Below are 22,463 nucleotides of genomic sequence, written 5' to 3' on the forward strand. Positions count from 1 at the left end.
CTACGGGTGCAGCCAATGTCCTAAAGAAATAGTCTAATCATCAAGTTGCTTATTTCGAAAATTGGATCAATGAAAACGACCCGTTTTTACGTTACCCTGGTTGTGTTAATGATACAGCAGATCTCCTATGCGCAGTTCCGTAAATATTCTAATGAGTTTTTGAATATTGGCGCCGGCGCCCGTGGGTTGGCGATGGCGAGTGCACAGGTCGCTTCGGTTAGTGATGGCACGGCTGGTTACTGGAACCCTGCCGGGTTGGTGAATGTGAAAGACAATCCCCAGCTCAATTTGATGCACGCCGAATATTTTGCCGGCATAGGTAAATACGATTATGGCAGCTTGGCAATTCCACTGAAAGATAATAAAAGGGTTTTAGGATTGTCGTTATTACGGTTTGCCGTAGATGATATTCCCAATACGGTTTTCCTCGTAGAAGCGGATGGCTCCATCAACTTCAGCAATATCACTACATTTTCTTCGGCCGATTATGCTTTCCTGCTTTCTCTGGCCCAACCGATTAAATCAACCGGTAAAAGCAAGATCAGCGGCGGTGTGAATGCCAAGATCATCCATCGCAAAGCCGGCGATATGGCTTCTGCCTGGGGCTTTGGGTTCGATGCGGGTATCCAGATCGTAAATGCGAAATGGAAGATCGGTATCATGGCCCGCGATGTTACCACCACCTTCAACGCCTGGTCGTTCAGTCTGCCCGAAAAAATGCGCGAGGTGTTCTATTACACCGGTAACGATATCCCCAGTAAATCAACCGAATTGACCGCTCCCAAGCTGGTAGTGGGTGGTAACTACATATTTAAACTGAACAAGAACCTGAACCTGATGGCCGAGGCCAATTTTGACCTCACCTTCGATGGCCGCCGCAACACCGTCATCAGCTCAAATGTTGCCAGTGTTGACCCCAAGCTGGGGCTGGAAGCCTCCTGGAAGAATGTGTTCTTTGTGCGCGGCGGTATCAACAATTTTCAGCGCGCTTTGGACGATGATGATATAACCAATACCAAAAAAGTATGGATCTATCAGCCTGCGGTAGGCGCGGGGTTCCGGTTGTCGAATGTGCTCATAGATTATGCCTTTACCAACCTCGCCAATCAATCGAATCCGTTATATACCCATGTGTTTTCGTTAAAAGTGGATCTGGTTAAAAAGGTAAATAAAAAGTAAACTACCCTATTGAAAGGAATCTGAAACTTGTATATTATGAGGAAGATTTTTACCCTGTTGCTGTTGGTAGCAGGTTTTGCTGCTACTGCCCAGCAATACAATAATGAGTGGATCAATTATAGCCAAACCTATTATAAGATCAAGGTTGCCAATGAAGGGTTATACCGTATTCCAAAATCCCTGCTCGATGCCAATGGCCTTGGCAACGTTCCGGTAGAATCGCTGGAGCTGTGGCGCAATGGGGAAAAAGTTCCATTCTATCCATCCGTTTCAGGCGGAGTATTGCCTTCGGGTGGTTACCTGGAGTTCTGGGGTGAACGTAATGACGGGAAACCCGATAAACCGTTGTACCGCCAGCCCGAGTATCAGCACACGACAAAATACAGTTTACAAACCGATACCGCCATCTATTTTTTAAGCGTCAATACGAACCAGTCGGGTTTCCGGTACAGAGAGATTACGAATAATGTAGCGGGCAACTCATTGCCGGTTGAGCAATATTTTATGGACACGGCGGGTTATTATTTCAATAGCGGGTGGCCGAATCTTGGCTTTGCGTCGCAGGTAGGTGTTTACGTATACTCCTCTTCCTATGATATTGGCGAAGTTTTCGGAAGTGGTGATATTTATCCTTCCGGTCCAAGGACTGCGTCCCTTACCGGTTTAAATGTGTACGCAGGTGGCCCTGCTTCCTCAATAAAGTTTGGTGCGAGCGGCAATGCGTTGAATGGCCGTAATATCCGCGTGTCGGTGAACGGGGTAGTGGTAAAGGATACAACCATGAATTATTTCAATGACCTGGTAAGCACTGCCCCGGTGAATAACAGCGATATCAGCAGCGGTACGGCCAGCGTGACGTTTACCAATACTTCAGCCAATGGGAACGACCGGATGCAGGTATCGTTCTTCGAGTTCACTTACCCGCGTAACTTCGATTTTAACGGGCTCTCCAACTTCAAATTTGAATTGCCGGCCCGCAGCGCGGGATATTTTTTGCAGATCAGCAATTTCAATGCAGGAAGCGCACAACCGGTGTTATACGATATGAAGAACGGTGAACGGTACGTGGGTGATGTAGCCGGAGGTTTCATTCGATTTGCATTGCCGGGCGCGGTGACCAGCCGGCACCTGGTGCTGGTGAATCAAGAGCCGGGGAATGTTACTACGGTAACCAGCATGACCACCCGTACGTTCACTGATTATAATAAAGCTGCTTTCCAGGGCGATTACGTCATCATCAGCAACCCGCTTTTATACACTGGCTCTTCTGGTAATAATCCGGTGAATGATTACAAGGTCTATCGCGAATCAGCTGCCGGTGGAAGCCATAAAGTAATTATTGCCGATATTAATGAATTGACAGACCAGTTCGCATTCGGGATTAAAAAGCATCCTTTATCCATTCGCAATTTTATCCGGTATGCACGGGTGCATTTTACCACTAAGCTGAAGTTTGTTTTTTTGATAGGCCGTGGTATGAACTATGTAGATTATCAGGCGGCAGACAGGAGACCTGCCACTTATCCTTTCGCCGACCGGTTGAACCTGGTGCCTACATTTGGTTATCCGGGTTCAGATAACCTGTTGAGTGCCGAAGATCTGACCATACCGGTGGCTGCCACGCCGATCGGCCGCTTGTCGGTTGTAAGCGGCACGGAGATCGAAGACTATCTGGAGAAAATAAAAGAGTACGATCTGGCGCAGAAAAACGCGCCGAATACCATTGATGGCCGTGCGTGGATGAAAAATGTGGTGCATGTAACCGGTTCCAGTGACCCGTATCTGGGGGTAGTATTATGTAACTACATGGATATTTACCGGCACATTATAAAGGATACGAGTTTTGGCGCCAATGTAACCACTTTTTGTAAAACAAGTACCAACCCTACGGAGATCATATCGGCCGACAGACTATCACAGAAGTTCGCTGAAGGGATCAGCATTCTTACCTATTTTGGTCACTCCTCTTCAACCACGCTGGAGTTCAATATTGATAATCCGCAGAATTACAACAACCAGGGCAAATACCCTATTTTCCTTGTGAATGGTTGTAAGGCTGGGGATTTCTTCACCTATTACCCGCAGCGCTTAACAGCCAATGAAACGCTGTCAGAAAAATTCACCCTGGCCAAACAACGGGGATCGATCGGGTTTGTTGCCAGTACCCACTTTGGTATCGTGAATTACCTGAACATATATCTTACAGAATTCTATTCGACCATTACCGTTAAGGATTATGGCTTAACATTAGGAGAAACCCTGCGGGATGCCATACAGCACATGATCCAGGCAACGGGAACCTATGATTTTTACTCACGCTTACATGCTGAACAGATGACTTTGCATGGAGATCCGGCATTGCTCATCAATGCGCAGCCAAGACCTGATTATGCATTGGAGGATCAATCGATAAAATTAACGCCCACATTCATTTCACTGGCGGAAAACAATTTCAATCTGAAGATAAAACTGGTTAATTTGGGTAAAGCTTATGCTGACTCGGTTCGCTTGGAAATAAAACGCCAGTTTCCCGATGGCAGCACGGGAATTTTGTATAACCAGAAAATTCCCGGCATCCGTTATGCCGATTCACTGGAGTTAACGGTTCCCATTATCTCCAACCGGGACAAAGGATTGCACAGGATCATCGCTACCATTGACGCAGATAACGCAGTTGATGAAATAACTGAAACGAATAATACAATAACCAAGGAGTTTTATATTATTGAAGAAGAAGCCCGGCCCGTATATCCATACAATTTCGCTATCATAAATAACGCTTCGCAGAAATTATATGCCTCTACAGCGAATGCATTGAGTGCGCTTAACACGTATGTAATGGAAATTGATACTACGCAGCAGTTTAACTCAAGCATGAAAATGAGCAAGACTGTTACATCTGTAGGCGGGGTGCTTGAATTTGACCCGGGTATCAGTTACCAGGATAGTATGGTTTATTATTGGCGGGTGGCGCAAATACCAAAAGACAACAGCCCGTATCATTGGAACAACGCTTCCTTCAGATATGTAAATGCTGCCGTAGATGGTTTTGGTCAATCGCATTTTTACCAGCATTTGAGATCTGCAACCGAACATATTTCGTTAACCGATAGTTTAAAGTGGGCGTTTGGAAAAACCAAACACTTTGCTTACCTGATGAACGGTGTTTATCCAACTACGACCGATCAGGGGACTGCGTATGGCGCTGTTCTTGACGATACGCTGACAATGGGGCCGGGATGTGCTGTTAATGAGCTTATAATTAATGTTGTTGATCCTGTTACCTTTAAGCCGTGGGTGAATCAATATGTGGGGTCTGCGGGTTTGTATGGTTCTCACACTTGTGGTTCCAATCAGACGCAGCGTAAATATAATTTCATGTTCTACCATTACAATGCGGCAACCCGTAAGCAGGCAATGGATTTCCTCGATCTCATCCCTAATGGCCATTATGTGATGATCCGGAATAATGCTAGTCCCGAACGTCCTGGCTCAGGCGATCCGGCAAACGTTTATGTAGATGCCTGGAAGGCCGATTCTTTGTTGTATGGTCCCGGCAAGTCATTGTATCATCAATTGTTTTATGCCGGATTTTACGAGTTGGATTCATTTTATGTACCGAGGTCTTTTAACTTTATTTATAAGAAAGGAGATACCACATTCCCAACGCGCTACATTAATTCAAAAGGTCCGAATGATCATATCACCCTTTTATCTGAGTGCTTTACACCGGATACGGTCGGTATCATCACTTCACCGAAATTCGGACCGGCCCGCAAATGGTTCGAAGTCAAATGGAGTGGTGCGTCGGTAGAAAGTCCGTCTAACGATGATCCGGTTGTGGATGTAGTGGGAGTGGATAAAAACAAACAGGAAACCATCCTGTATCAGTTAAACAAGAGCACCCCCGTGCAGGATGTGTCCACAGTTGATCCGGTACAATACCCTTATATGTTTTTGCGAATGCGGAACATTGACTCGGTTACGTTAACACCTTACCAGCTTAAAGACTGGCGGATTCATTACGAACCGCAACCGGAGGGAGCGATAGCGCCTAATATGTACCTGGTGATGAGGGACACATTTGATCTTGGTGATACTGTTCGGTTCGGTGTGGCGTTTAAGAATATAAGTAAACAGTCGTTCGACAGTATAGCCGTAAGAGCTACCGTACTTGGCCAGAATAATGTTACCCATGTTGTTTATCTGGGCAAACAAAAGCCAATTATCACCGGCGACACGGTTACGGTAAACTTCAAGATGGGTACGGTTGATTACTCCGGTTCAAACATGCTGTTCGTTGATTTCAACTACGATAATCATCAGCCTGAATATGAGCATTTCAATAATTTCCTGTATCATCCTTTTTATGTGAGACCCGACCGGGTAAGGCCTTTGCTGGATGTTACTTTCGATGGAGTGCATATTTTGAACAAGGACATTGTATCGGCCAAACCGCATATCCAGATCAAGCTGAAAGATGAATCGAAATTCATGTTGCTTACAGATACAACCCTTGGCAGTGTGCAGATCCGTTATCCCGATAATACGTTGCGAACCTATCATTATGATAGCGATACCCTGCGGTTTACACCTGCCACCAGCGGATCGGATAATACTGCCACGATCGACTTTACACCGCAATTTACCAGCCAGATCAATCCGGAAGGCGACGACTATGAACTGATCGTAAGAGGAAAAGATAAAAGCGGGAATAAAGCCGGTGACATTGAATACCGTGTTGCATTCAAGGTTATTGCCAAACCTATGATCTCTAATATGCTGAACTATCCCAACCCGTTCAGTACTTCTACTGCCTTTGTGTTTACCATTACGGGTAGTGAATTGCCACAGAATATCAGGATCCAGATCTTGACGGTAACCGGCAAGATCGTCAGGGAGATCACTATGAATGAACTGGGCCCATTACATATCGGAAGAAATATCACCGAGTTCAAATGGGATGGAACCGATCAGTATGGGCAGAAACTTGGTAATGGGGTTTACCTGTACCGGGTGATCACTTCCATGGATGGCAAATCAATGGATAAGTATAAGGCGGCAGGTGATAACACGGATAAGTTCTTCAATAATGGGTATGGAAAAATGTACCTGATGCGATGATCTCAGGTTGTTAAATACATCAAGGCTGCCGAAGAAGGCAGCCTTTTTTATGGTTTGTTTGACATGTATTTCATGCCTTAATAAACGTTAATAGTATGGCTAAGAGAGCAAAAAAATATAATTTAGCAACTACGGCACAGTGCGGTTTCAGGAAGGCCATATTCCTTGCCTGGGGCCCAAATGAATAAAAATGACAATATTAGGCATTTCAGCATTTTACCATGATTCTGCAGCAGCCATCATCCAGGATGGTGAAGTACTGGCAGCTGCCCAGGAAGAACGGTTTACCCGGATCAAGCACGATGCCTCATTTCCCGTTAATGCCATAAAGTTTTGTTTACAATATGCCGGACGTTCATTGAATGACCTGGATGCCGTCGTTTTTTATGAGAAGCCTTTCCTGAAATTCGAGCGTTTATTGGAAACCTATTATGCCTTTGCACCAAAAGGTTTACGATCATTTCTGTTATCGATGCCTGTTTGGATAAAGGAGAAACTTTTCCTGAAAAAAATAATCCGCGATGAGTTAAACACTATTGAAAAGACAGATAAAAGGAAATTAAAATTATTATTTCCCGAACACCATCTGTCTCATGCAGCGAGTGCATTTTATGTATCCCCTTTTGAAAAAGCCGCCATTTTAACGATTGATGGTGTAGGTGAGTGGTCTACTGCATCGATCTGTATGGGGGAAGGAAATAAAATTACGGTGCTGAAAGAACTTAATTTCCCGCATTCACCGGGCCTGTTATATTCAGCCTTCACTTATTATTGCGGGTTTAAAGTTAACTCAGGCGAATATAAATTAATGGGGCTGGCCCCCTACGGTAACCCGCACGATGTACAGGTAAAGAAGTTTGTTGAGCTCATAAAGAAGCACCTGGTAAGCCTGAACGAAGACGGCTCCATTTTTTTGCATCAGCAATACTTTAATTATGCAACCGGTTCGCGGATGGTAGATGATGCCCAATGGGAAAAATTATTTGGCATTCCGAAGCGCAAACCCGAATCATTACCCGAACAATCATATTGTAACCTGGCATTAGCCGTTCAGCAGGTAACCGAAGAGATCGTGTTGAATATGGCCCGCGAGGCAAAAAAGATCACCGGCGCCGACTACCTGTGTATGGCAGGGGGCGTAGCGTTAAACAGCGTTGCCAACGGTAAAATACATGATGCGGGGTTGTTTAAACAATTATTTATTCAGCCGGCAGCAGGTGATGCAGGCGGTGCTTTAGGGGCAGCTTGTGCGGGCTATTATATTTATTTCGGCCGTGAACGCAAGATCGATCCGGCAAAGATGGATGCTTTACAGGGTGCGTACCTGGGCGCCGATTATGCTGACCAGGATGTATTGATGATGAGCCGGAAATACAATGCCCCCTATAAACATTTCGATGATGAAGACGAGCTGTTGTCGAAGACGGCCCGCTTAATTGCAACCGGGGCAGTGATCGGGTGGCACCAGGGCAGAATGGAATTTGGACCCCGCGCCCTGGGCGCCAGAAGTATACTGGCAGATGCCAGGGATGGTGAGATGCAAAAGAAAGTAAATGAAAAAATAAAATTCCGGGAAAGTTTTCGCCCTTTTGCCCCTGTGGTTTTAATGGAAGATGTAAGTGATTATTTTGAGCACGATGATGTATCGCCATATATGTTACTGGTAAAGCCGGTAAAAAAGAACCGGCAGATCGCCTTTCCCGATAATTTTCAAAGTAAAGGTTTATTGGATAAATTGTATTATCAGCGCAGCGATATTCCGGCGGTTACCCATGTTGATTATTCAGCGCGTTTGCAAACGGTGCATAAAGAAACCAATAGGCGTTTATGGAAACTGCTGCAGGCCTTTAAACGGTATACCGGCTATTCGGTAATGATAAATACCAGTTTCAATGTCAGGGGCGAGCCAATTGTGAATACGCCGGAGGATGCATACCGGTGTTTTATGCGTACCCGTATGGATTACCTGGTGATCGGTGATTTTATCTTTGATAAAAAAGATCAGCCGGAATGGAAGGAGAAAGAGGATTGGCAAAAAGAGTTTTCATTAGATTAGGTGACAAGTTTTCAATGTTAAAATAATTGTATAATGGAATTTTTGAAAGATCTGTGGTCCTATATCAGGGGAAGAAGAAAATGGTGGTTGTTGCCGCTCATTATTATATTGTTGTTGATTGGCCTGTTGATCGTGCTGGGTGGCACATCAATAGCCCCGTTTATTTACACCCTGTTTTAATTATATGCGGCAGCGATCATTAGAAACGATATTGGTGCTTGTGATAGCATTGGGAGTGGTGTACTGGATAACCGGAAACTCCTGGTTCTTGTTATCAGCTGGGATATTAGCTGTCATTGCTTTGCTTTTTCCTGCATTAACCAATCAGATTCATTGGTTATGGATGAAGTTGGGCGAAGCGATGGGGTTTGTTACGAGCAAAATAGTGCTTACCATTATATTTTACATTTTCCTGGTGCCTTTATCGTTTTTGGCAAAGCTGAGAAAACGCCAGCCGGTAAAACTTAAACCCGACAACAACTCTCTTTATACGGAAAGGAATTTTGAATACACGAGGGAAAGCATGGAGCATCTATGGTAATATTACTTTCCTTTAAAGCCATCACTTATACTGGTTCCCCGGAAAATAATATGTTCACAGCTGCCGCCAACACATGGAGAAGGGGCAAAACCGCAATTATCACTTATTGAGAATTTAATTTTATGGCAGTTAACTGTTTTATAAACCGGTTCTTTAACGCCTATAGGTAATATGATCTGCGATGGCTTAAAGTAATAAACCAGCCGGTAACCGATATAAAATACCATCAGCAGGATCACCGGTATAATCATTACATTACCAACCCTTCGTTCTTTAAACAATTTCTTTAAGAGCGTACTGTTTTGTAAGCCGGCGCCCACGCTGTAACATAATGGAATCAAAAAACCGGTGCCAAATCTTGTTGCAGGCGCAGCGATCATCCATACCAGGCTTCCTGTTAGGGCAACTGCGAGAATAACTACGCCTGTATAACCCTGCTGCTGAATGTTGGTTCTTATTGCTATGAGATAATGCATTGATAATGCAAGTATGCTACACAGTAATAACTGGTCGGGCAAAGCAAGTTGGTTCCACCACATGGGCAGCCATTTTGATACAGGAAGTTGTAATGCTTGTTCTGCCTCATTATAACCGGCTACCGGGAATCGTGCATACGCTTTGATATAATGCTGAAAACCCTGCACCTGCGGTTCACTCAATTTCCAGTCAAAATTAAATAGATCAACTACAGTGGAAGGAAACAGCGGATAACCTGTTGTAATTGTATTTCGAACCAGGTACGGCATAATGATCACCGCCGAGACGCCTGTAAGCAGCAAAGCTGTTTTGATCTTTTTCTGCCTCAACAGGGTAAGCACGATCAGCAGTGGCAGTAAGGCAATGGCAATGGCCGATAATTTTATGGTAAGCGCGGTACAGCAAAATAAAACAGTCAGGTATGTATACACCCGATTGTTACCTGACCTGGTTTGTGCAAATGAATAGAAGGCGGCCCAGATGTACAGGGAGGTAATGAAATCGGGGCTGGCCGATACGGCGGTAAGTCGTAATTGTGTCCACGAGACTGTTGAATAGATCAATAAAAGCACCCAGGGAGTTAATTGGCAGTTTGTTATTGCTTTTGCATCGGACTGTTTGTTGTCAGCAGTTGTTAGTTTAAGGCATAGCAACAAACAAAACCAGCACAGCACACATCCGTTAACAAACAGGTAATTGTTAGTATGTATAAAGTCAAACCTAAAGATTGCCTGCACTGCAAACCACATACTCGCCATAGCTGTTTCATAGCGTAAATGAACCAGTCCGGGAATGGCCTTGTATTGTTCCATTACTTTAATTGCCTGCGCATGGTATAACAGCGTGTCAGGGTGAATGATCTCGTAAGTGCTCATGACCAGGATCAACAGCGCACAGCTGCTAAACAAAAGCAATGGCAGGCGCTTCATGCGCCTTATGAAGATTAGCTGTTGAATTATTTGTTTCCGGTTCGTGGGAATAAGGATATAGGCAATGGCAAAAACAAGGACAATAAGATGAGCGGCTAATGCAAGTGGAATAAGAACAGAAGCGGCCAATGACAATACACCGATGCCTGCGAGACCAGTTAAACAGATCACTGGAAGGTCAGGTGCATCGCCTGTTGCTGTAAGTTGCTTAAACGGACTCAGTAATATATTTCCCCAGATCAGGCAAACAGCCGTAATATAAATCCAGGATAAAAGTGTAAGAAGCATTTTACTGGTTTTTTAATATCTGTCTCCGGTTGTTATATGCGGTATGTTCTTTTCAAGGTAAAACCCGTCGGCCATAGATCTGCCCCTTGCCCTGAGGGCAGGTTGAACAAAATACAAACAGGGCAGCCTGGTATCATAACACCTTGCTGTTTGGTTGTTAAGTATTTTATGAGGTATTGCCAGTGAAATGTTATCAACAGTTACCAGGTCAACAGGCGGTTTGGGTAAGGGATACGGTAAAACGCCGTTTTGGTAATCAGCATTTGAAACAATTTTGTGAGTGATATATACCAAACAGCCAGCGGTTATGGTGATCGCCGTAGTTTTAAGAACGGCTTTTGATAAATGGGTTACTGCAACCGGTTTAATCAACACAAAAAACAAGGCGATGCCACCGAGGAGGGGCCCATATGCAAATCGCGGATCGGGGGCAACAAAGAACCAGGAGATCAGCTGAATGGCCAGGATGAGCACCAGCCACTGCGCCTGTTTATTGAGCTGTTGCCTGATCGCTTTCCATTTTATAATGGCAAATGCATACCCTGCCAGCGAAAGCGTTACTATTGGTTTGTCATATAAAAAAAGGTATTTGTACCAAAGTGGAATCCAGGAGGGAAAGGAATACAGCGCCGTTTTTTCAATCGGTTGATACATGTTGTTTACCCGGTTAAAATATTTAATATAATTAACCAACGTTTGCGACACTTCTTTACTTGCTTTCCAGTCAACAGCAAAGAGGTCGATCTGGGTGACAGGGAAAAAAATATAACCCGATAATATTACGTTACGGACGAGAAATGGCAGCATTATTATTGAGCCAATGGAGACATATCCGGTGATGCATATCCATTTTTTTTCTTTTAGCCATTGCCACAGCAGCGGAACAGACAAAAGCAGTACCGGGTAATTAATAATGCGTACGGTAAATAAAAAGAATGGCCACAAGATCCATTCGGGCAGACTGTTAAACCGGGAGTAATAGATGGTTTCAATCAATAGCAGCAATATGCAGCTGGTAGTAATGAAATCGTAATTCGCGGTGGTTGCATTGCCTCTGATCATTGGCCAGGCAAACAAAGCCATGGCCAGCAGCACCAGAATACCTGCATATTGGTTAATGGCAAAAGAAGCTGGTTTGCCGGTGAACAGGGGATTGATCTTTTCGATAAAGTAAAAGCAAAGCCAGCAGGATAGGAGTCCGTTCATGACTTCATAAGTGTTGATGCCGGTCATTGCCGGGGAAAAAAGCCCGATCGTAATAAACCATGAGCTGTTAAAGCCATAACGGATATGCAGGTTGGCCAATCCGGGAACTGTTCCATGCTCCTGGATCCATTTTACATTTTGTATATGGTAGCTTTCGGTATCATCCATAATTACGGGGCCTGCATTCAGGACCAGGATCATAAGAAAAAGAATAACGGCTATACCCAGTGATATAACAGATAGGTCCCGTAAGCTGGCCAAAACCGGCGCGAGCCGGCGTTGCAGCCTTTTTTTCAAAGCCAGGCAGCAAAGTAACAATACCGTTAATACCGCAAGTGTTGAAAATATATTTAAGGGGCAAAAAAGTACCGTCCATTGTCCAATGGCAGTAATAGATATTAAACCTGTAACAGCATAAAAAACCAGGGGTTTTTGGGGCGTTTCATTATTAGCTATGCCAAAGAAGGATAAGAATTCATATGCTAGTAACCCCGCAAATAAACAGGCTAGCGAAATGATGCAGTACATCAATGCCAGATACAGCATGAAGTGGAGATTTATGTTTAAAGGGACCGCTGCAGGCAGTTACATAACGCAGCCGGATCAGGAGGCGCCTTTTTGGCTACAAGTATAGCCATTATAAGAATATAAACAAAGGGTATGATATCCATGGATTGCTTTGTAAAAAGCGTTATTTTGGGTGGTTGAATATTTATCGCAGCATATTACATGAAGTACCGAATTGAATCATTGCTTAAAAAACTGGTTTATTTAGTTATTGTTATCCTGGCTTTACAAGTGGTTAAGGTGGTTTTTAATAAGTTAAGCTTTACTTATTCCTTTTTTCTCGAGCTGTGCATTTATACTTTACAGTTTTTGACCTTGCTGGGTTTTTTATGTATTCCGCTATCTAAGTTATTAATAAAGAGATTTATACCAGTAAAGAGGCCATGGTTGATGGCATGGCTGTTGTTTATTGTGCAGGTGATACTGGTGGAAGGGTTATGTACGTATTGGTTATACCATCCTGCTCAAATACCCGGCTTTTTAAATAATACTTACACGTATGTTTATAGAACTTATCTGCAAAAAAATATTCAGTTCGACGAGGAAGCGGCTGAATACAATGCCGGCTTGTTTTATACACTGAAACCAAATGTAGCCACCTGTTTTTCCAATCCGGAATTTAATACCCGTGTTAAGGCAAATAAGGCAGGTGTAAGAGATGATGACCAGTCGTTGCTGGGTCCTTCGGTTATATGTATTGGCGATTCTTTTACTTTTGGCTGGGGAGTAGAACAGGAGAATGCTTTTCCGCAATTGCTTGAGAAATTAAGCGGTAAAAAGGTGCTGAATGCAGGCATTCCTTCCTATGGCACGCCCAGGGAAGTAATCAGTTTGCGGCAATTTGACCGTAGCGGCTTAACCCATTTATTGATCCAGTATTGTTCCAATGATGAAGACGAAAACAAATCATTTGTTCAGAATGATTTTGTATTAAACGTTTCAAGCAAACAGGAATATGAAAATATTACCACGGCGCATAAAATTAACCGGCAATATTTCCCTGCAAGGAACTTTACTCTTTTCGGCTTGACATTCTTCAAAAAGCTTATTAATAAAGTACATTCTTTTTTTTCTGTAGATGAGCCACTGGTTACTACTAATACAGCAGCAGTAAAGCAATTTCTGGATATCGTTACCAATGCGCCGGTTGATTTTTCAAAAACAAGGGTATTGGTATATCAGCTGGACAGCCGGCAGAATATCAATTCAACCTTTGCTCACATTGCAGATTCACTTATTCATACGCCCTATTATCAGTCGATATTCCGCAACAATTTAAAGGTGATTGATTTCAGCAGGCAGTTTACTAAAAACGATTACTTTATTTTAGATACCCACCACATCAATGCCCAGGGCCATCGAAAAGTGGCCGATATCATTGCAAAAGAATTACGAAATTTTTAAGCCCGGCTTTTTAACGACGACATACGCTGAACATATTTACCCACGATATCGAACTCCAGGTTTACCGTAGTCTGCGGCTTCACCTGTTTAATATTCGTATGTTCGAAAGTATATGGAATGATCGCCACTGAAAATTCATTATCCGTTACATTGAAAATGGTCAGGCTGATGCCGTTGAGGCTGATAGAGCCTTTTTCGATCACCAGGGAACCAAACTGATCGGGGAAGCGGAACCTGAGTTCCCAGCTGCCATCGAGCTCTTTTCTGTCGATGCAGGTGGCCGTAGTATCTACATGGCCCTGAACGATATGCCCATCGAGGCGGCCATTCATGATCATACAGCGTTCGATATTTACGAGGTCGCCGGTTTTCCAGTGCCCGAGGTTGCTTTTCTGCAGGGTTTCGGCAATGGCCGTTACCCGGTGACGGTTGCCCCGGATCTCTTCCACGGTAAGGCAAACCCCGTTGTGGGACACGCTTTGGTCGACTCTGAATTCATGGGAAATGGGGGAGGATATCCAGTACGTTTTATTGGTTCCTGCGGTATGTACTTCTTCTATGTGGCCGATGGTTTCGATGATTCCTGTAAACATGGAGCAAAAATCGGATTTTTGAGGGTATTTTGCGTATTTTGGAATTTTCGGCTATATTTGCAGCCCTAAAAAGCCTTAAAGGAGGTATATAATATTATGCTGATTATCGATTCAAAAGATTGCGAAAATATCGACAAAGCGCTCAAAAAGTACAAAAAGAAATTTGAGAAAGCGAAGATATTAGTGCAGTTAAGAGAGCGTCAATCGTACACCAAGCCGTCGGTTAGACGTCGCAATGAGGTGCTGAAAGCTGTGTACAAGCAAAAGGTTGCCAGCGGTCAGATCGAAGGATAAGTCTAGCTTAACCAATCACACAATATTACGGCCACTTACCAGGTGGCCTTTTTGGTTTTGTAGCTACTCATTTTCAAGGTTTTGCCTATATTTAATGAACATTTCCTGCCACTATGGGTGCTCCAATACAAAATCCGGTAACTGTTTATAATTTTCTGAACTACCTAAAGTTCGAGAAACGGTATGCTGAGAATACAATTTTGGCCTATGAGGAAGACCTGCAGCAATTCTTCGGTTACCTGCAGCAACAATTCAATTTGCAGCAACCGGCCCTGGGGGAAATAGCGGCTGCTTTTATCCGCAGCTGGCTGGCATCGCTTAAGGAGAACAGGAACAGCGCCAGAACGATTAACCGCAAGATCTCCACTTTAAAATCATTCTTCAAGTATCACCTTCGCACAGGTCAGCTGGAGCAATCGCCGATGACCACGATCATTTCACCTAAAATGCCCAAACGGTTGCCGGTATATGTTGAGCAAAAGGATACAGACACGCTGTTTCGTTATGTTGAGTTCCCTGATACCTGGAGCGGTAAAACAGACCGGTTGATCCTGTCGATCTTTTATAACACGGGTATGCGTTTATCAGAGTTGATAAACCTGAAAGAAAGTCAGGTAAATGCATCGGCCAATACGATCAAGGTGTTGGGAAAAGGCAATAAGGAAAGGGTTATTCCGGTAAGCGCCGTATTGATAAAAGAGATTGCAGGGTACATGGCACAAAAAAGCCAGGTGCTGGAAGCGCCGGACAAGATATACTTACTTGTAAATGAAAAGGGGCGAAAGCTCTATCGTAAATATGTTTACCAGGCCGTTAATAAGTATTTAAGTGCTGTTACGACAATTGATAAGAAAAGTCCGCACGTGCTGCGGCATACCTTCGCCACACATTTAACCAATAATGGCGCTGACCTGAATGCAGTGAAAGAGTTATTGGGCCACTCGAGCCTGGCAGCCACGCAGATCTATACGCACAACACCATTGAGAAATTAAAGGATATTTATAAGAAAGCGCATCCCAAGGCATAAGCTTTAAGCATAGACAGAGACTCGCAGTAATCGTTGTATTTTATTGGATATAACAGGCCGTCGTTAATGGTGTGGATTTTTTTCAGGCGCCTGTCAACAGGGTTACCGGCTGGTGTGAGCCGCTTTCAAAAGCAGGGCAGGAGCGGTTTTTGGGCGCGTCAAAATGTTTATGTTGATGTGCTAAAATAAAGCTAATTAACCGCTAAAGGTTTTATGTCCCTAAGACAATTCTTTCCTGAAATAGCTGCATATTTAATTTGGAAAAAACAGCATGTTGTATTATCTTCATAGAGCTTAAATATTGTGCTTATGTAATAGCTAATCATCCTGCATTGAAGCCACCTCATAACCTCTCACTCATTACATGGTGGCATACAAAAGATCTTTCATTTATTGTTAAATATTGTTTCACTGTTAAAATGCGATTGTTATGAACGTAAACATTCAGTCTGTGCGGTTTACTGCTGATGCAAAATTGATCGAACATGTTAATCGTAAACTTCAAAAAATTAATACCTTTCACGACCGCATTATTAAGGTTGACGTCTACCTGAAATTGGATAATGTGGTACACACTATAAAGGATAAGATCGCAGAAATTAGAGTGCAGGTCCCACGCCACCAGTTCTTTGTTAAATGCAGTTCCAAATCATTTGAAGAGTCATTCGACAATGCTTTGGAGTCTCTGGTAAACCAGGTGAAAAGAAAGAAGGAAAAACAAGCTGCCTGAATTGTATAATCCTGAATTATTGTTTCAGATAAAATTATTTCACGTTATAAAACCTCCCCCTGCGGGAGGTTTTTTTTATGCAGATAAGGGAAGGGGCGGGGGTGAAGTAACAGTAAGCAAAAAAAATTTAAAAGAACTGCAGGATAGTGATTTTTGATGAAAACCGCATGGGAAGCAGGTTCGTTGGCAAAGAGATGACTGTATCGGCGAAGAGAAATTGCAAAACGTTGAAAACAAGCAAAAAAAAAACGGATCAAAATTTTTGAATTACACAAATTCATTTACCTTTGCCTTCCTCAAAAAATAGCAGGGTAAGAAAAAGAGGCGCGGGAAGTTCTTTACAGGCTTGACTTTCAATTAATTTGCTGGTACAAAAAAGGCAACAAGTGAGGATAAATTGAATAATGGTAACCGGGAAATAATTTTGCTGGAAACAGCGGTGAAGGTGAAAGCGATTGGTGGATTAACTTGTAAGTTTTTTGATATAATAAGCCACTTTAGCTCAGCTGGTAGAGCATCCCGACTTGCAGTCGGGAAGGTCGAAGGTTGAGCCGACAAGTAGATAGCTAAGTTTTTTGATATAATAAGCCACTTTAGCTCAGCTGGTAGAGCAACTGATTTGTAATCAGTAGGTCGTTGGTTCGATTCCGACAAGTGGCTCAGCAAGTTTTACATTGCGTGTGTAAATTTTACTTTCGTTTTTAAAAGGGCAGATTCCAGAGCGGCCAAATGGGGCGGACTGTAAATCCGCTGTCTTTCGACTTCAGAGGTTCGAATCCTCTTCTGCCCACTTCGCCCGCCGAACCGCCAACCGGCGGAAAATGGCGGGCACATTCGTGTTAAGTTCTTTTCATTTGAATTAGCTTTGGCTAATTGGCTTAATAAAAAATGCGGAAGTAGCTCAGTTGGTAGAGCGACAGCCTTCCAAGCTGTAGGTCGCGGGTTCGAACCTCGTCTTCCGCTCATTTTTTAAGGGACGACAGCCTTCCGGGCTCGTCTTTCGATCAATAGGTTTGAGGAATTGGGTATAATCCTTTTGGTGACCAGGAACTCACAACTCTATCAGCCGTTGTAGCTCAGTGGTAGAGCACTTCCTTGGTAGGGAAGAGGTCGTGAGTTCGATTCTCACTAACGGCTCATAAGATTTTTGAACATTCCGCTGTATCAGCTGCCGACCGGATGGTTTACCGGAAAGACAACATCAGCCTGGTATAGATCTAAAGATGAAGTGTGCGACGCAACAGAAGTTTCATAGGCTTTCTGGTGCCGGTTACATAAATCCTTTTTTCCTGAAAAGGATATAAAGGAGGCGTTTTAATAATTTGTAAAACCACAACTAAAAACAGATAACGATGTCAAAAGAGACTTTTAAGAGGGATAAACCTCACGTTAACGTTGGTACCATCGGTCACATTGACCACGGTAAAACCACTTTAACTGCCGCCATCACCACCATTTTGGCTAAATCGGGTTTGGCGCAGGCAAAAAAATATGACGAGATCGACGCAGCTCCTGAAGAAAAAGAGCGTGGTATCACAATTAACACCGCGCACGTGGAGTATCAGACTGCCAATCGTCACTATGCACACGTGGATTGCCCCGGTCACGCTGACTATGTGAAGAACATGATCACCGGTGCTGCCCAGATGGATGGTGCTATTCTGGTTGTGGCTGCTACAGATGGTCCTATGCCCCAGACAAAAGAACACATCCTGCTTGCTCGTCAGGTAGGCGTTCCCCGTATGGTGGTTTTCATGAATAAAGTTGACCTGGTTGATGACCCAGAGTTACTGGAGCTGGTTGAAATGGAAATCCGCGAGCTGTTAAGCTTCTACGGTTTCGACGGCGACAACACTCCTATCATCAAAGGTTCTGCAACCGGCGCTCTGGCTGGTGAAGAAAAATGGGTTAAATGTGTTGTTGATCTGATGGAAGCAGTAGATTCTTACATCCCGCTGCCTCCCCGTCCGGTTGATCAACCGTTCCTGATGTCTGTTGAAGACGTATTCTCAATCACTGGTCGTGGTACAGTTGCTACCGGTCGTATCGAAAGAGGCCGTATTAAAGTAGGTGAAGGTGTAGAGATCGTAGGTCTGGTTGAAAAACCATTGACTTCTACTGTAACCGGTGTTGAAATGTTCCGCAAATTATTGGATGAAGGTGAAGCTGGTGACAACGCAGGTCTGCTGTTGCGCGGTATTGAAAAGAAAGATATCCGCCGCGGTATGGTAATCGTAAAACCAGGTTCTATCACTCCTCACACTGAGTTCAAAGGCGAGGTTTACGTACTGAGCAAAGAAGAAGGTGGACGTCACACTCCATTCTTCAACAAATACCGTCCTCAGTTCTACTTCCGTACCACTGACGTAACTGGTGAAGTAGAATTACCAGCTGGTACTGAGATGGTAATGCCTGGTGATAACACCACGCTGCAAGTAAAACTGATTCAGCCTATTGCGATGGAAAAAGGTCTGAAATTCGCGATCCGCGAAGGTGGCCGTACAGTAGGTGCCGGTCAGGTTACTGAAATCCTGAAATAAGACCCCGAATTCCGCTTACTGGTGGAAGAAGGAGTTACGTATATTTGCAAAGTACTTGGGCTTTTGACGTTCAAGTACTTTGCTTTCTAAGTTCTTTTACGCCAAACGGATAAGCAAAAGCCTGGTGCTGGTTTGACAACATTAGGGCGGTGCCTTAATCGTTTTGCGTATTTACGGGCATAGTTCAATGGTAGAATAGAGGTCTCCAAAACCTTCGATCTGGGTTCGAATCCTAGTGCCCGTGCTTATACAATTAACTGATGTGACAATTAGTTAATTTGATAATTACCTTAAAATGAATAAAATATCAATATACCTCAGGGAATCATACCGTGAGCTGATTGAGAAGGTGACCTGGCCTACCTGGGTGCAGTTACAGCAGTCTACCATGATCGTACTGGTAGCTACCTTACTGATCACCGGAGTGGTTTGGGTTATGGACCTGGTTGCCCAATCGGGCCTTAATTTTATCTATTCACTATTTTCATAATGGAACAAGCTACTCAACAACAAGAAACTAAATGGTATGTGCTGCGGGTGGTGAGCGGTAAAGAGCGCAAGGTAAAAGAATACCTTGACAAGGAGATCTCCCGCGGTGGATGGGGTGAGGTGGTTAAGCAAGTGTTTCTGCCTGTGGAAAAAGTGTACAAGGTGCAGAATGGTAAAAAAGTAATGCGCGAGCGTAACTATTACCCGGGCTATGTAATGATTGAAGTGCTGGAAAATAAATTATCTGACGATTTACGCGAAGCTATTAAGAATACTACCAATGTGATCCATTTCCTGGGTAAGGAAAATCCCATTGCCCTGCGGAAAGCCGAGGTTAATAAAATGCTCGGTAAAATGGATGAAATGGCTGAAACCGGCGGCGTAAGCATGAGCGAGCCATTTATCGTTGGCGAAACGATCAAGATCATCGAAGGACCTTTCAACGACTTCAATGGTATCATTGAAGAAGTGAACGACGAGAAGAAGAAATTGAAAGTAACGGTGAAGATCTTCGGCCGTTCAACGCCGGTAGAGCTGAACTACATGCAGGTGGAGAAATTAAGTTAAGACCCCCCCTCATAAAAATACTGATAGAACATCTGCCCCCGGGCGGATGTTTTTTTTGCCGGACAGGCATAAAAAAACCTTTCCGCATCCGGAAAGGTCAAACTTTTATGTAGTAGCAAAACACCTGGAGTTGCTTACCGTTGATCTTCATCCTCGTCCTCATCTTCATCTTCATCAAAATCTTCTTCAACAGTTTCTTCGACGGCATCCTCAGTATCGGTATCATCCTCTTCATCCTCATCCTCGTCCTCGTCTTCTTCCTCGTCCTCATCTTCATCCTCATCTTCCTCTTCTTCCTCCTCGTCTGTATCAACATCTACATCGGCATCTTCGGTGTCATCGGTATCTTCAGTGTCAATATCAACATCAGTATCAACGTCAGCATCTGTATCAGCAGTATCGTCATCCATCATCGGAGGAGCAATGATCGGCTCTTGTTCCTGAACGGACTCAGCTACTGGTTTAGATACAGCTCTTTTCTTTTTGGGCGCTGATTTTTTCGCTGCTTTTTTAACCGGTGCTTTAGAAGCAACTTTCTTGGCGGCTTTCTTGGGCGCTGCTTTCTTGGCTGCTTTTTTAGGAGCCGCTTTTTTGGCCGCTTTTTGTGCTGCCTTTTTCACGGCTTTTTTTGCTGCTTTCTTAGCTGCTTTTTTAGGAGCCGCTTTTTTCGCAGCTTTCTTGGCGGCCTTCTTCACGGCTTTCTTGGCTGCTTTTTTGGCCGGTGATTTTTTCTTCGCTGCTTTCTTAGGAGCGGCTTTTTTAGCTGCTTTTTTCTTTGCTTTGGCCATAGTGTTGATGTGTTTTTTGTTGTTGGTTAATTTCTATAAGAAGAAGCGTTATTATAATTAAACGCAAAAGCTACGCATAAATATTCAAAAAATAAAAAACTACTACCATTTTGCTAACAGTGGTAACCCTTCATGAAGTATGATACCGTTGTTACAGATAGCTCTTCTTGCAAAATTCCGGCCATCATTGCTGGGTATTTATGATGTGTTTTATGCGCATCAATACCTGTTTTAAACAACGGGGACAAGGTCATTTGCAAATGTTGTTGATGCCGCTGAAACCCTTGTTGCTGCTGCGTTTCAGGCTGAGGTTATGCCGGCTGTGCTGTATATGGTTCGTTAAAACAGGCCTGCCCATACCTGCATACATGTAACCGCTGGCAGGTAACAATAGGCTCTTTGATACATAACGTTCTGTTATATTAAATTAATTAAAGCGTTTAACCGGCATTCATATATGTGCAAGATCGAAAAAGACAGGAGAGCGCATAGGTTTTATACGATGATATAATCATGCGTTCAGTGGTACAGGTATGTTAATGGGAGCTTTGTTATATAGATTTATAATGTTGGAGATGTAGTTAGGGATACTATGTAATGGACAGTGGACAGTGGGCAGTTGGCAATTGGCAGTTGGCAATCGGCAAACGTAATCGCGTAAAGTAGGGGTGATTGGCTGGTAACTGGCGACTGCGAACGGGTAGGGGAGTGAACTGTAACCGGCGCCCGGCACCCCCGGCAACTGGTAACTGGTAACCGGTAACTGGCAACTGGTAACCGACAACTGGTAACTGGTAACCGGCAACTGGTAACTGGTAACCGGCAACTGGTAACTGGTAACCGGTAACTGGTAACCGGTAACCGGCACCCGGCACCCGGGCAACTGGTAACCGGCAACTGGTAACTGGTAACCGGTAACTGGTAACTGGTAACCGGCATCCGGCACCCGGTAACTGGTAACCGGTAACCGGCAACCGGAAACAGCCATCCGGCGTATATTGCAGCTTATTTCAAGGGTATGAAAAAGTATTTGTGGTTTAAAAACTTTTGTTACCTTTGCGTCCCCAAAAGAAAGTTCTTTCATAGTCCGCCGAACATATGTGAAGGCGGAGACTGCCTCCGCTAAAGCTTCGGCAGTTGATAGAATTTGGGAGATCAAGTAGTCAGGCAGACCTGGCGAACCATCGTTTGAACCAATAAATCAGTAAAAATGGCAAAAGAAATTACCGGCTTCGTAAAGCTACAGGTGAAAGGCGGCCAGGCAAATCCGGCTCCTCCTGTAGGTCCTGCACTGGGTTCCAAGGGTATCAATATCATGGAATTCTGCAAACAATTCAACGCCCGCACGCAGGATAAAATGGGAAAAGTTCTCCCTGTGTTGATCACCGTTTATTCCGACAAATCATTCGAGTTTGTAATTAAAACGCCTCCTGCAGCCGTTCAGTTGCTGGAAGCCGCCAAATTACAAAGCGGTTCTAAAGAACCTAACCGTAATAAGGTTGGTAAAGTGAACTGGAACCAGGTAGAGGCTATTGCAAAAGACAAAATGCCCGACCTGAATTGTTTCACCCTGGAAAGCGCTATGCGCATGGTGGCTGGTACCGCCCGCAGCATGGGTCTTACCGTAGACGGTAAAGCTCCCTGGGAAAATTAATTGTTCACT

18 protein-coding genes and 5 tRNA genes are annotated in these 22,463 nt (G+C 43.9%); 18 read left to right on the top strand and 5 right to left on the bottom strand.

The window, feature by feature from the left end:
* Positions 1 to 69 precede the first annotated feature (69 nt).
* The 5 genes from JUB15_RS23450 (at position 70) to JUB15_RS28835 (ending at position 8,900) form a co-directional block, all read left to right on the top strand.
* The gene (locus JUB15_RS23450; protein WP_207515096.1) at positions 70 to 1,179 is read left to right on the top strand and encodes a putative type IX sorting system protein PorV2; all 1,110 of its coding nucleotides are present in this window, start codon (positions 70 to 72) and stop codon (positions 1,177 to 1,179) included.
* 36 nt (positions 1,180 to 1,215) lie between these two features.
* On the top strand, positions 1,216 to 6,303 hold the full coding sequence (gene porU2 / locus JUB15_RS23455) for a putative type IX secretion system sortase PorU2 (RefSeq protein ID WP_207515097.1): 5,088 nt from the start codon (positions 1,216 to 1,218) through the stop codon (positions 6,301 to 6,303).
* A 190-nt stretch (positions 6,304 to 6,493) separates the two neighbouring features.
* On the top strand, positions 6,494 to 8,359 hold the full coding sequence (locus JUB15_RS23460) for a carbamoyltransferase family protein (protein WP_207515098.1): 1,866 nt from the start codon (positions 6,494 to 6,496) through the stop codon (positions 8,357 to 8,359).
* Positions 8,360 to 8,392: 33 nt separating this feature from the next.
* A complete protein-coding gene (locus JUB15_RS23465; protein WP_207515099.1) occupies positions 8,393 to 8,539 on the top strand; it encodes a DUF5989 family protein in 147 nt (48 codons plus the stop codon).
* A gap of 121 nt (positions 8,540 to 8,660) precedes the next feature.
* The gene (locus JUB15_RS28835) at positions 8,661 to 8,900 is read left to right on the top strand and encodes an SxtJ family membrane protein (protein WP_369411591.1); all 240 of its coding nucleotides are present in this window, start codon (positions 8,661 to 8,663) and stop codon (positions 8,898 to 8,900) included.
* 2 nt (positions 8,901 to 8,902) lie between these two features.
* On the opposite strand, the gene JUB15_RS23470 is transcribed toward JUB15_RS28835, so the two are convergent.
* Positions 8,903 to 10,594, bottom strand: a complete 1,692-nt coding sequence (locus tag JUB15_RS23470) for an LIC_10190 family membrane protein (RefSeq protein ID WP_207515100.1) — start codon at positions 10,592 to 10,594, stop codon at positions 8,903 to 8,905.
* 12 nt (positions 10,595 to 10,606) lie between these two features.
* Positions 10,607 to 12,346 carry an LIC_10190 family membrane protein gene (locus JUB15_RS23475; protein ID WP_439651019.1) on the bottom strand — a complete coding sequence of 580 codons (1,740 nt, stop codon included), beginning with the start codon at positions 12,344 to 12,346 and terminating at the stop codon, positions 10,607 to 10,609.
* Between the two features lie 411 nt (positions 12,347 to 12,757).
* Here JUB15_RS23475 and JUB15_RS23480 point away from each other — a divergent pair, with 411 nt between their 5' ends.
* A complete protein-coding gene (locus JUB15_RS23480) occupies positions 12,758 to 13,771 on the top strand; it encodes an SGNH/GDSL hydrolase family protein (RefSeq protein ID WP_207515102.1) in 1,014 nt (337 codons plus the stop codon).
* Here JUB15_RS23480 and JUB15_RS23485 read toward each other — a convergent pair.
* The gene (locus tag JUB15_RS23485) at positions 13,768 to 14,364 is read right to left on the bottom strand and encodes a riboflavin synthase (RefSeq protein WP_207515103.1); all 597 of its coding nucleotides are present in this window, start codon (positions 14,362 to 14,364) and stop codon (positions 13,768 to 13,770) included. The two genes, JUB15_RS23480 and JUB15_RS23485, sit on opposite strands and share 4 nt — an antisense overlap.
* A 96-nt stretch (positions 14,365 to 14,460) precedes the next feature.
* Here JUB15_RS23485 and rpsU point away from each other — a divergent pair, with 96 nt between their 5' ends.
* From rpsU to nusG, 11 genes are all read left to right on the top strand, one after another.
* Entirely contained in the window at positions 14,461 to 14,658 is a 198-nt protein-coding gene (gene rpsU / locus JUB15_RS23490; RefSeq protein ID WP_207515104.1) for a 30S ribosomal protein S21, read from the top strand.
* Positions 14,659 to 14,771: 113 nt separating this feature from the next.
* The gene (locus tag JUB15_RS23495; RefSeq protein WP_207515105.1) at positions 14,772 to 15,686 is read left to right on the top strand and encodes a phage lytic cycle repressor MrpR family protein; all 915 of its coding nucleotides are present in this window, start codon (positions 14,772 to 14,774) and stop codon (positions 15,684 to 15,686) included.
* A gap of 430 nt (positions 15,687 to 16,116) precedes the next feature.
* Positions 16,117 to 16,416 (top strand): HPF/RaiA family ribosome-associated protein, encoded by a 300-nt coding sequence (locus JUB15_RS23500; protein WP_207515106.1) that lies wholly within the window; start codon positions 16,117 to 16,119, stop codon positions 16,414 to 16,416.
* A gap of 587 nt (positions 16,417 to 17,003) precedes the next feature.
* Positions 17,004 to 17,076: transfer RNA gene (locus JUB15_RS23505), tRNA-Thr, on the top strand.
* A 47-nt stretch (positions 17,077 to 17,123) separates the two neighbouring features.
* Positions 17,124 to 17,206: transfer RNA gene (locus JUB15_RS23510), tRNA-Tyr, on the top strand.
* 100 nt (positions 17,207 to 17,306) lie between these two features.
* Positions 17,307 to 17,379, top strand: a tRNA-Gly gene (locus tag JUB15_RS23515).
* A 102-nt stretch (positions 17,380 to 17,481) separates the two neighbouring features.
* Positions 17,482 to 17,553 (top strand) — tRNA-Thr (locus tag JUB15_RS23520).
* A gap of 215 nt (positions 17,554 to 17,768) precedes the next feature.
* Positions 17,769 to 18,956 (top strand): elongation factor Tu, encoded by a 1,188-nt coding sequence (gene tuf, locus JUB15_RS23525; RefSeq protein ID WP_207515107.1) that lies wholly within the window; start codon positions 17,769 to 17,771, stop codon positions 18,954 to 18,956.
* A gap of 173 nt (positions 18,957 to 19,129) precedes the next feature.
* A tRNA-Trp gene (locus tag JUB15_RS23530) sits at positions 19,130 to 19,200 on the top strand.
* A gap of 51 nt (positions 19,201 to 19,251) precedes the next feature.
* Complete coding sequence (gene secE, locus JUB15_RS23535) at positions 19,252 to 19,446, top strand: preprotein translocase subunit SecE (RefSeq protein ID WP_207515108.1); 195 nt, start codon at positions 19,252 to 19,254, stop codon at positions 19,444 to 19,446.
* Complete coding sequence (gene nusG, locus JUB15_RS23540; RefSeq protein WP_081150214.1) at positions 19,446 to 20,012, top strand: transcription termination/antitermination protein NusG; 567 nt, start codon at positions 19,446 to 19,448, stop codon at positions 20,010 to 20,012. Before secE ends, nusG begins: the two co-directional genes overlap by 1 nt.
* A gap of 134 nt (positions 20,013 to 20,146) precedes the next feature.
* Here the strand turns inward: nusG and JUB15_RS23545 are convergent, their stop codons facing one another.
* Entirely contained in the window at positions 20,147 to 20,800 is a 654-nt protein-coding gene (locus JUB15_RS23545; RefSeq protein ID WP_207515109.1) for a hypothetical protein, read from the bottom strand.
* Positions 20,801 to 21,311: 511 nt separating this feature from the next.
* Entirely contained in the window at positions 21,312 to 21,788 is a 477-nt protein-coding gene (locus JUB15_RS23550) for a hypothetical protein (RefSeq protein WP_207515110.1), read from the bottom strand.
* 222 nt (positions 21,789 to 22,010) lie between these two features.
* Here JUB15_RS23550 and rplK point away from each other — a divergent pair, with 222 nt between their 5' ends.
* Positions 22,011 to 22,454, top strand: a complete 444-nt coding sequence (rplK, locus tag JUB15_RS23555; protein WP_014221090.1) for a 50S ribosomal protein L11 — start codon at positions 22,011 to 22,013, stop codon at positions 22,452 to 22,454.
* Positions 22,455 to 22,463: the final 9 nt, after the last annotated feature.

The sequence above is a fragment of the Longitalea luteola genome, from assembly GCF_017356035.1.
GTDB lineage: Bacteria > Bacteroidota > Bacteroidia > Chitinophagales > Chitinophagaceae > Niastella > Niastella luteola.

What these genes read in the sequence shown, in the direction of transcription:
- tuf (WP_207515107.1), top strand. Translation starts at nt 17,769, where the DNA reads ATGTCAAAAGAGACTTTTAAGAGGGATAAACCTCACGTTAACGTTGGT.
- JUB15_RS23460 (WP_207515098.1), top strand. Translation starts at nt 6,494, where the DNA reads ATGACAATATTAGGCATTTCAGCATTTTACCATGATTCTGCAGCAGCC.
- JUB15_RS23545 (WP_207515109.1), bottom strand. Translation starts at nt 20,800, where the DNA reads ATGGCCAAAGCAAAGAAAAAAGCAGCTAAAAAAGCCGCTCCTAAGAAA.
- JUB15_RS23475 (WP_439651019.1), bottom strand. Translation starts at nt 12,346, where the DNA reads ATGCTGTATCTGGCATTGATGTACTGCATCATTTCGCTAGCCTGTTTA.
- nusG (WP_081150214.1), top strand. Translation starts at nt 19,446, where the DNA reads ATGGAACAAGCTACTCAACAACAAGAAACTAAATGGTATGTGCTGCGG.
- rplK (WP_014221090.1), top strand. Translation starts at nt 22,011, where the DNA reads ATGGCAAAAGAAATTACCGGCTTCGTAAAGCTACAGGTGAAAGGCGGC.
- JUB15_RS23550 (WP_207515110.1), bottom strand. Translation starts at nt 21,788, where the DNA reads ATGGCTGTTTCCGGTTGCCGGTTACCGGTTACCAGTTACCGGGTGCCG.
- JUB15_RS23485 (WP_207515103.1), bottom strand. Translation starts at nt 14,364, where the DNA reads ATGTTTACAGGAATCATCGAAACCATCGGCCACATAGAAGAAGTACAT.
- JUB15_RS23450 (WP_207515096.1), top strand. Translation starts at nt 70, where the DNA reads ATGAAAACGACCCGTTTTTACGTTACCCTGGTTGTGTTAATGATACAG.
- porU2 (WP_207515097.1), top strand. Translation starts at nt 1,216, where the DNA reads ATGAGGAAGATTTTTACCCTGTTGCTGTTGGTAGCAGGTTTTGCTGCT.
- JUB15_RS23465 (WP_207515099.1), top strand. Translation starts at nt 8,393, where the DNA reads ATGGAATTTTTGAAAGATCTGTGGTCCTATATCAGGGGAAGAAGAAAA.
- JUB15_RS23470 (WP_207515100.1), bottom strand. Translation starts at nt 10,594, where the DNA reads ATGCTTCTTACACTTTTATCCTGGATTTATATTACGGCTGTTTGCCTG.
- rpsU (WP_207515104.1), top strand. Translation starts at nt 14,461, where the DNA reads ATGCTGATTATCGATTCAAAAGATTGCGAAAATATCGACAAAGCGCTC.
- JUB15_RS23500 (WP_207515106.1), top strand. Translation starts at nt 16,117, where the DNA reads ATGAACGTAAACATTCAGTCTGTGCGGTTTACTGCTGATGCAAAATTG.
- secE (WP_207515108.1), top strand. Translation starts at nt 19,252, where the DNA reads ATGAATAAAATATCAATATACCTCAGGGAATCATACCGTGAGCTGATT.
- JUB15_RS23480 (WP_207515102.1), top strand. Translation starts at nt 12,758, where the DNA reads ATGGCATGGCTGTTGTTTATTGTGCAGGTGATACTGGTGGAAGGGTTA.
- JUB15_RS23495 (WP_207515105.1), top strand. Translation starts at nt 14,772, where the DNA reads ATGGGTGCTCCAATACAAAATCCGGTAACTGTTTATAATTTTCTGAAC.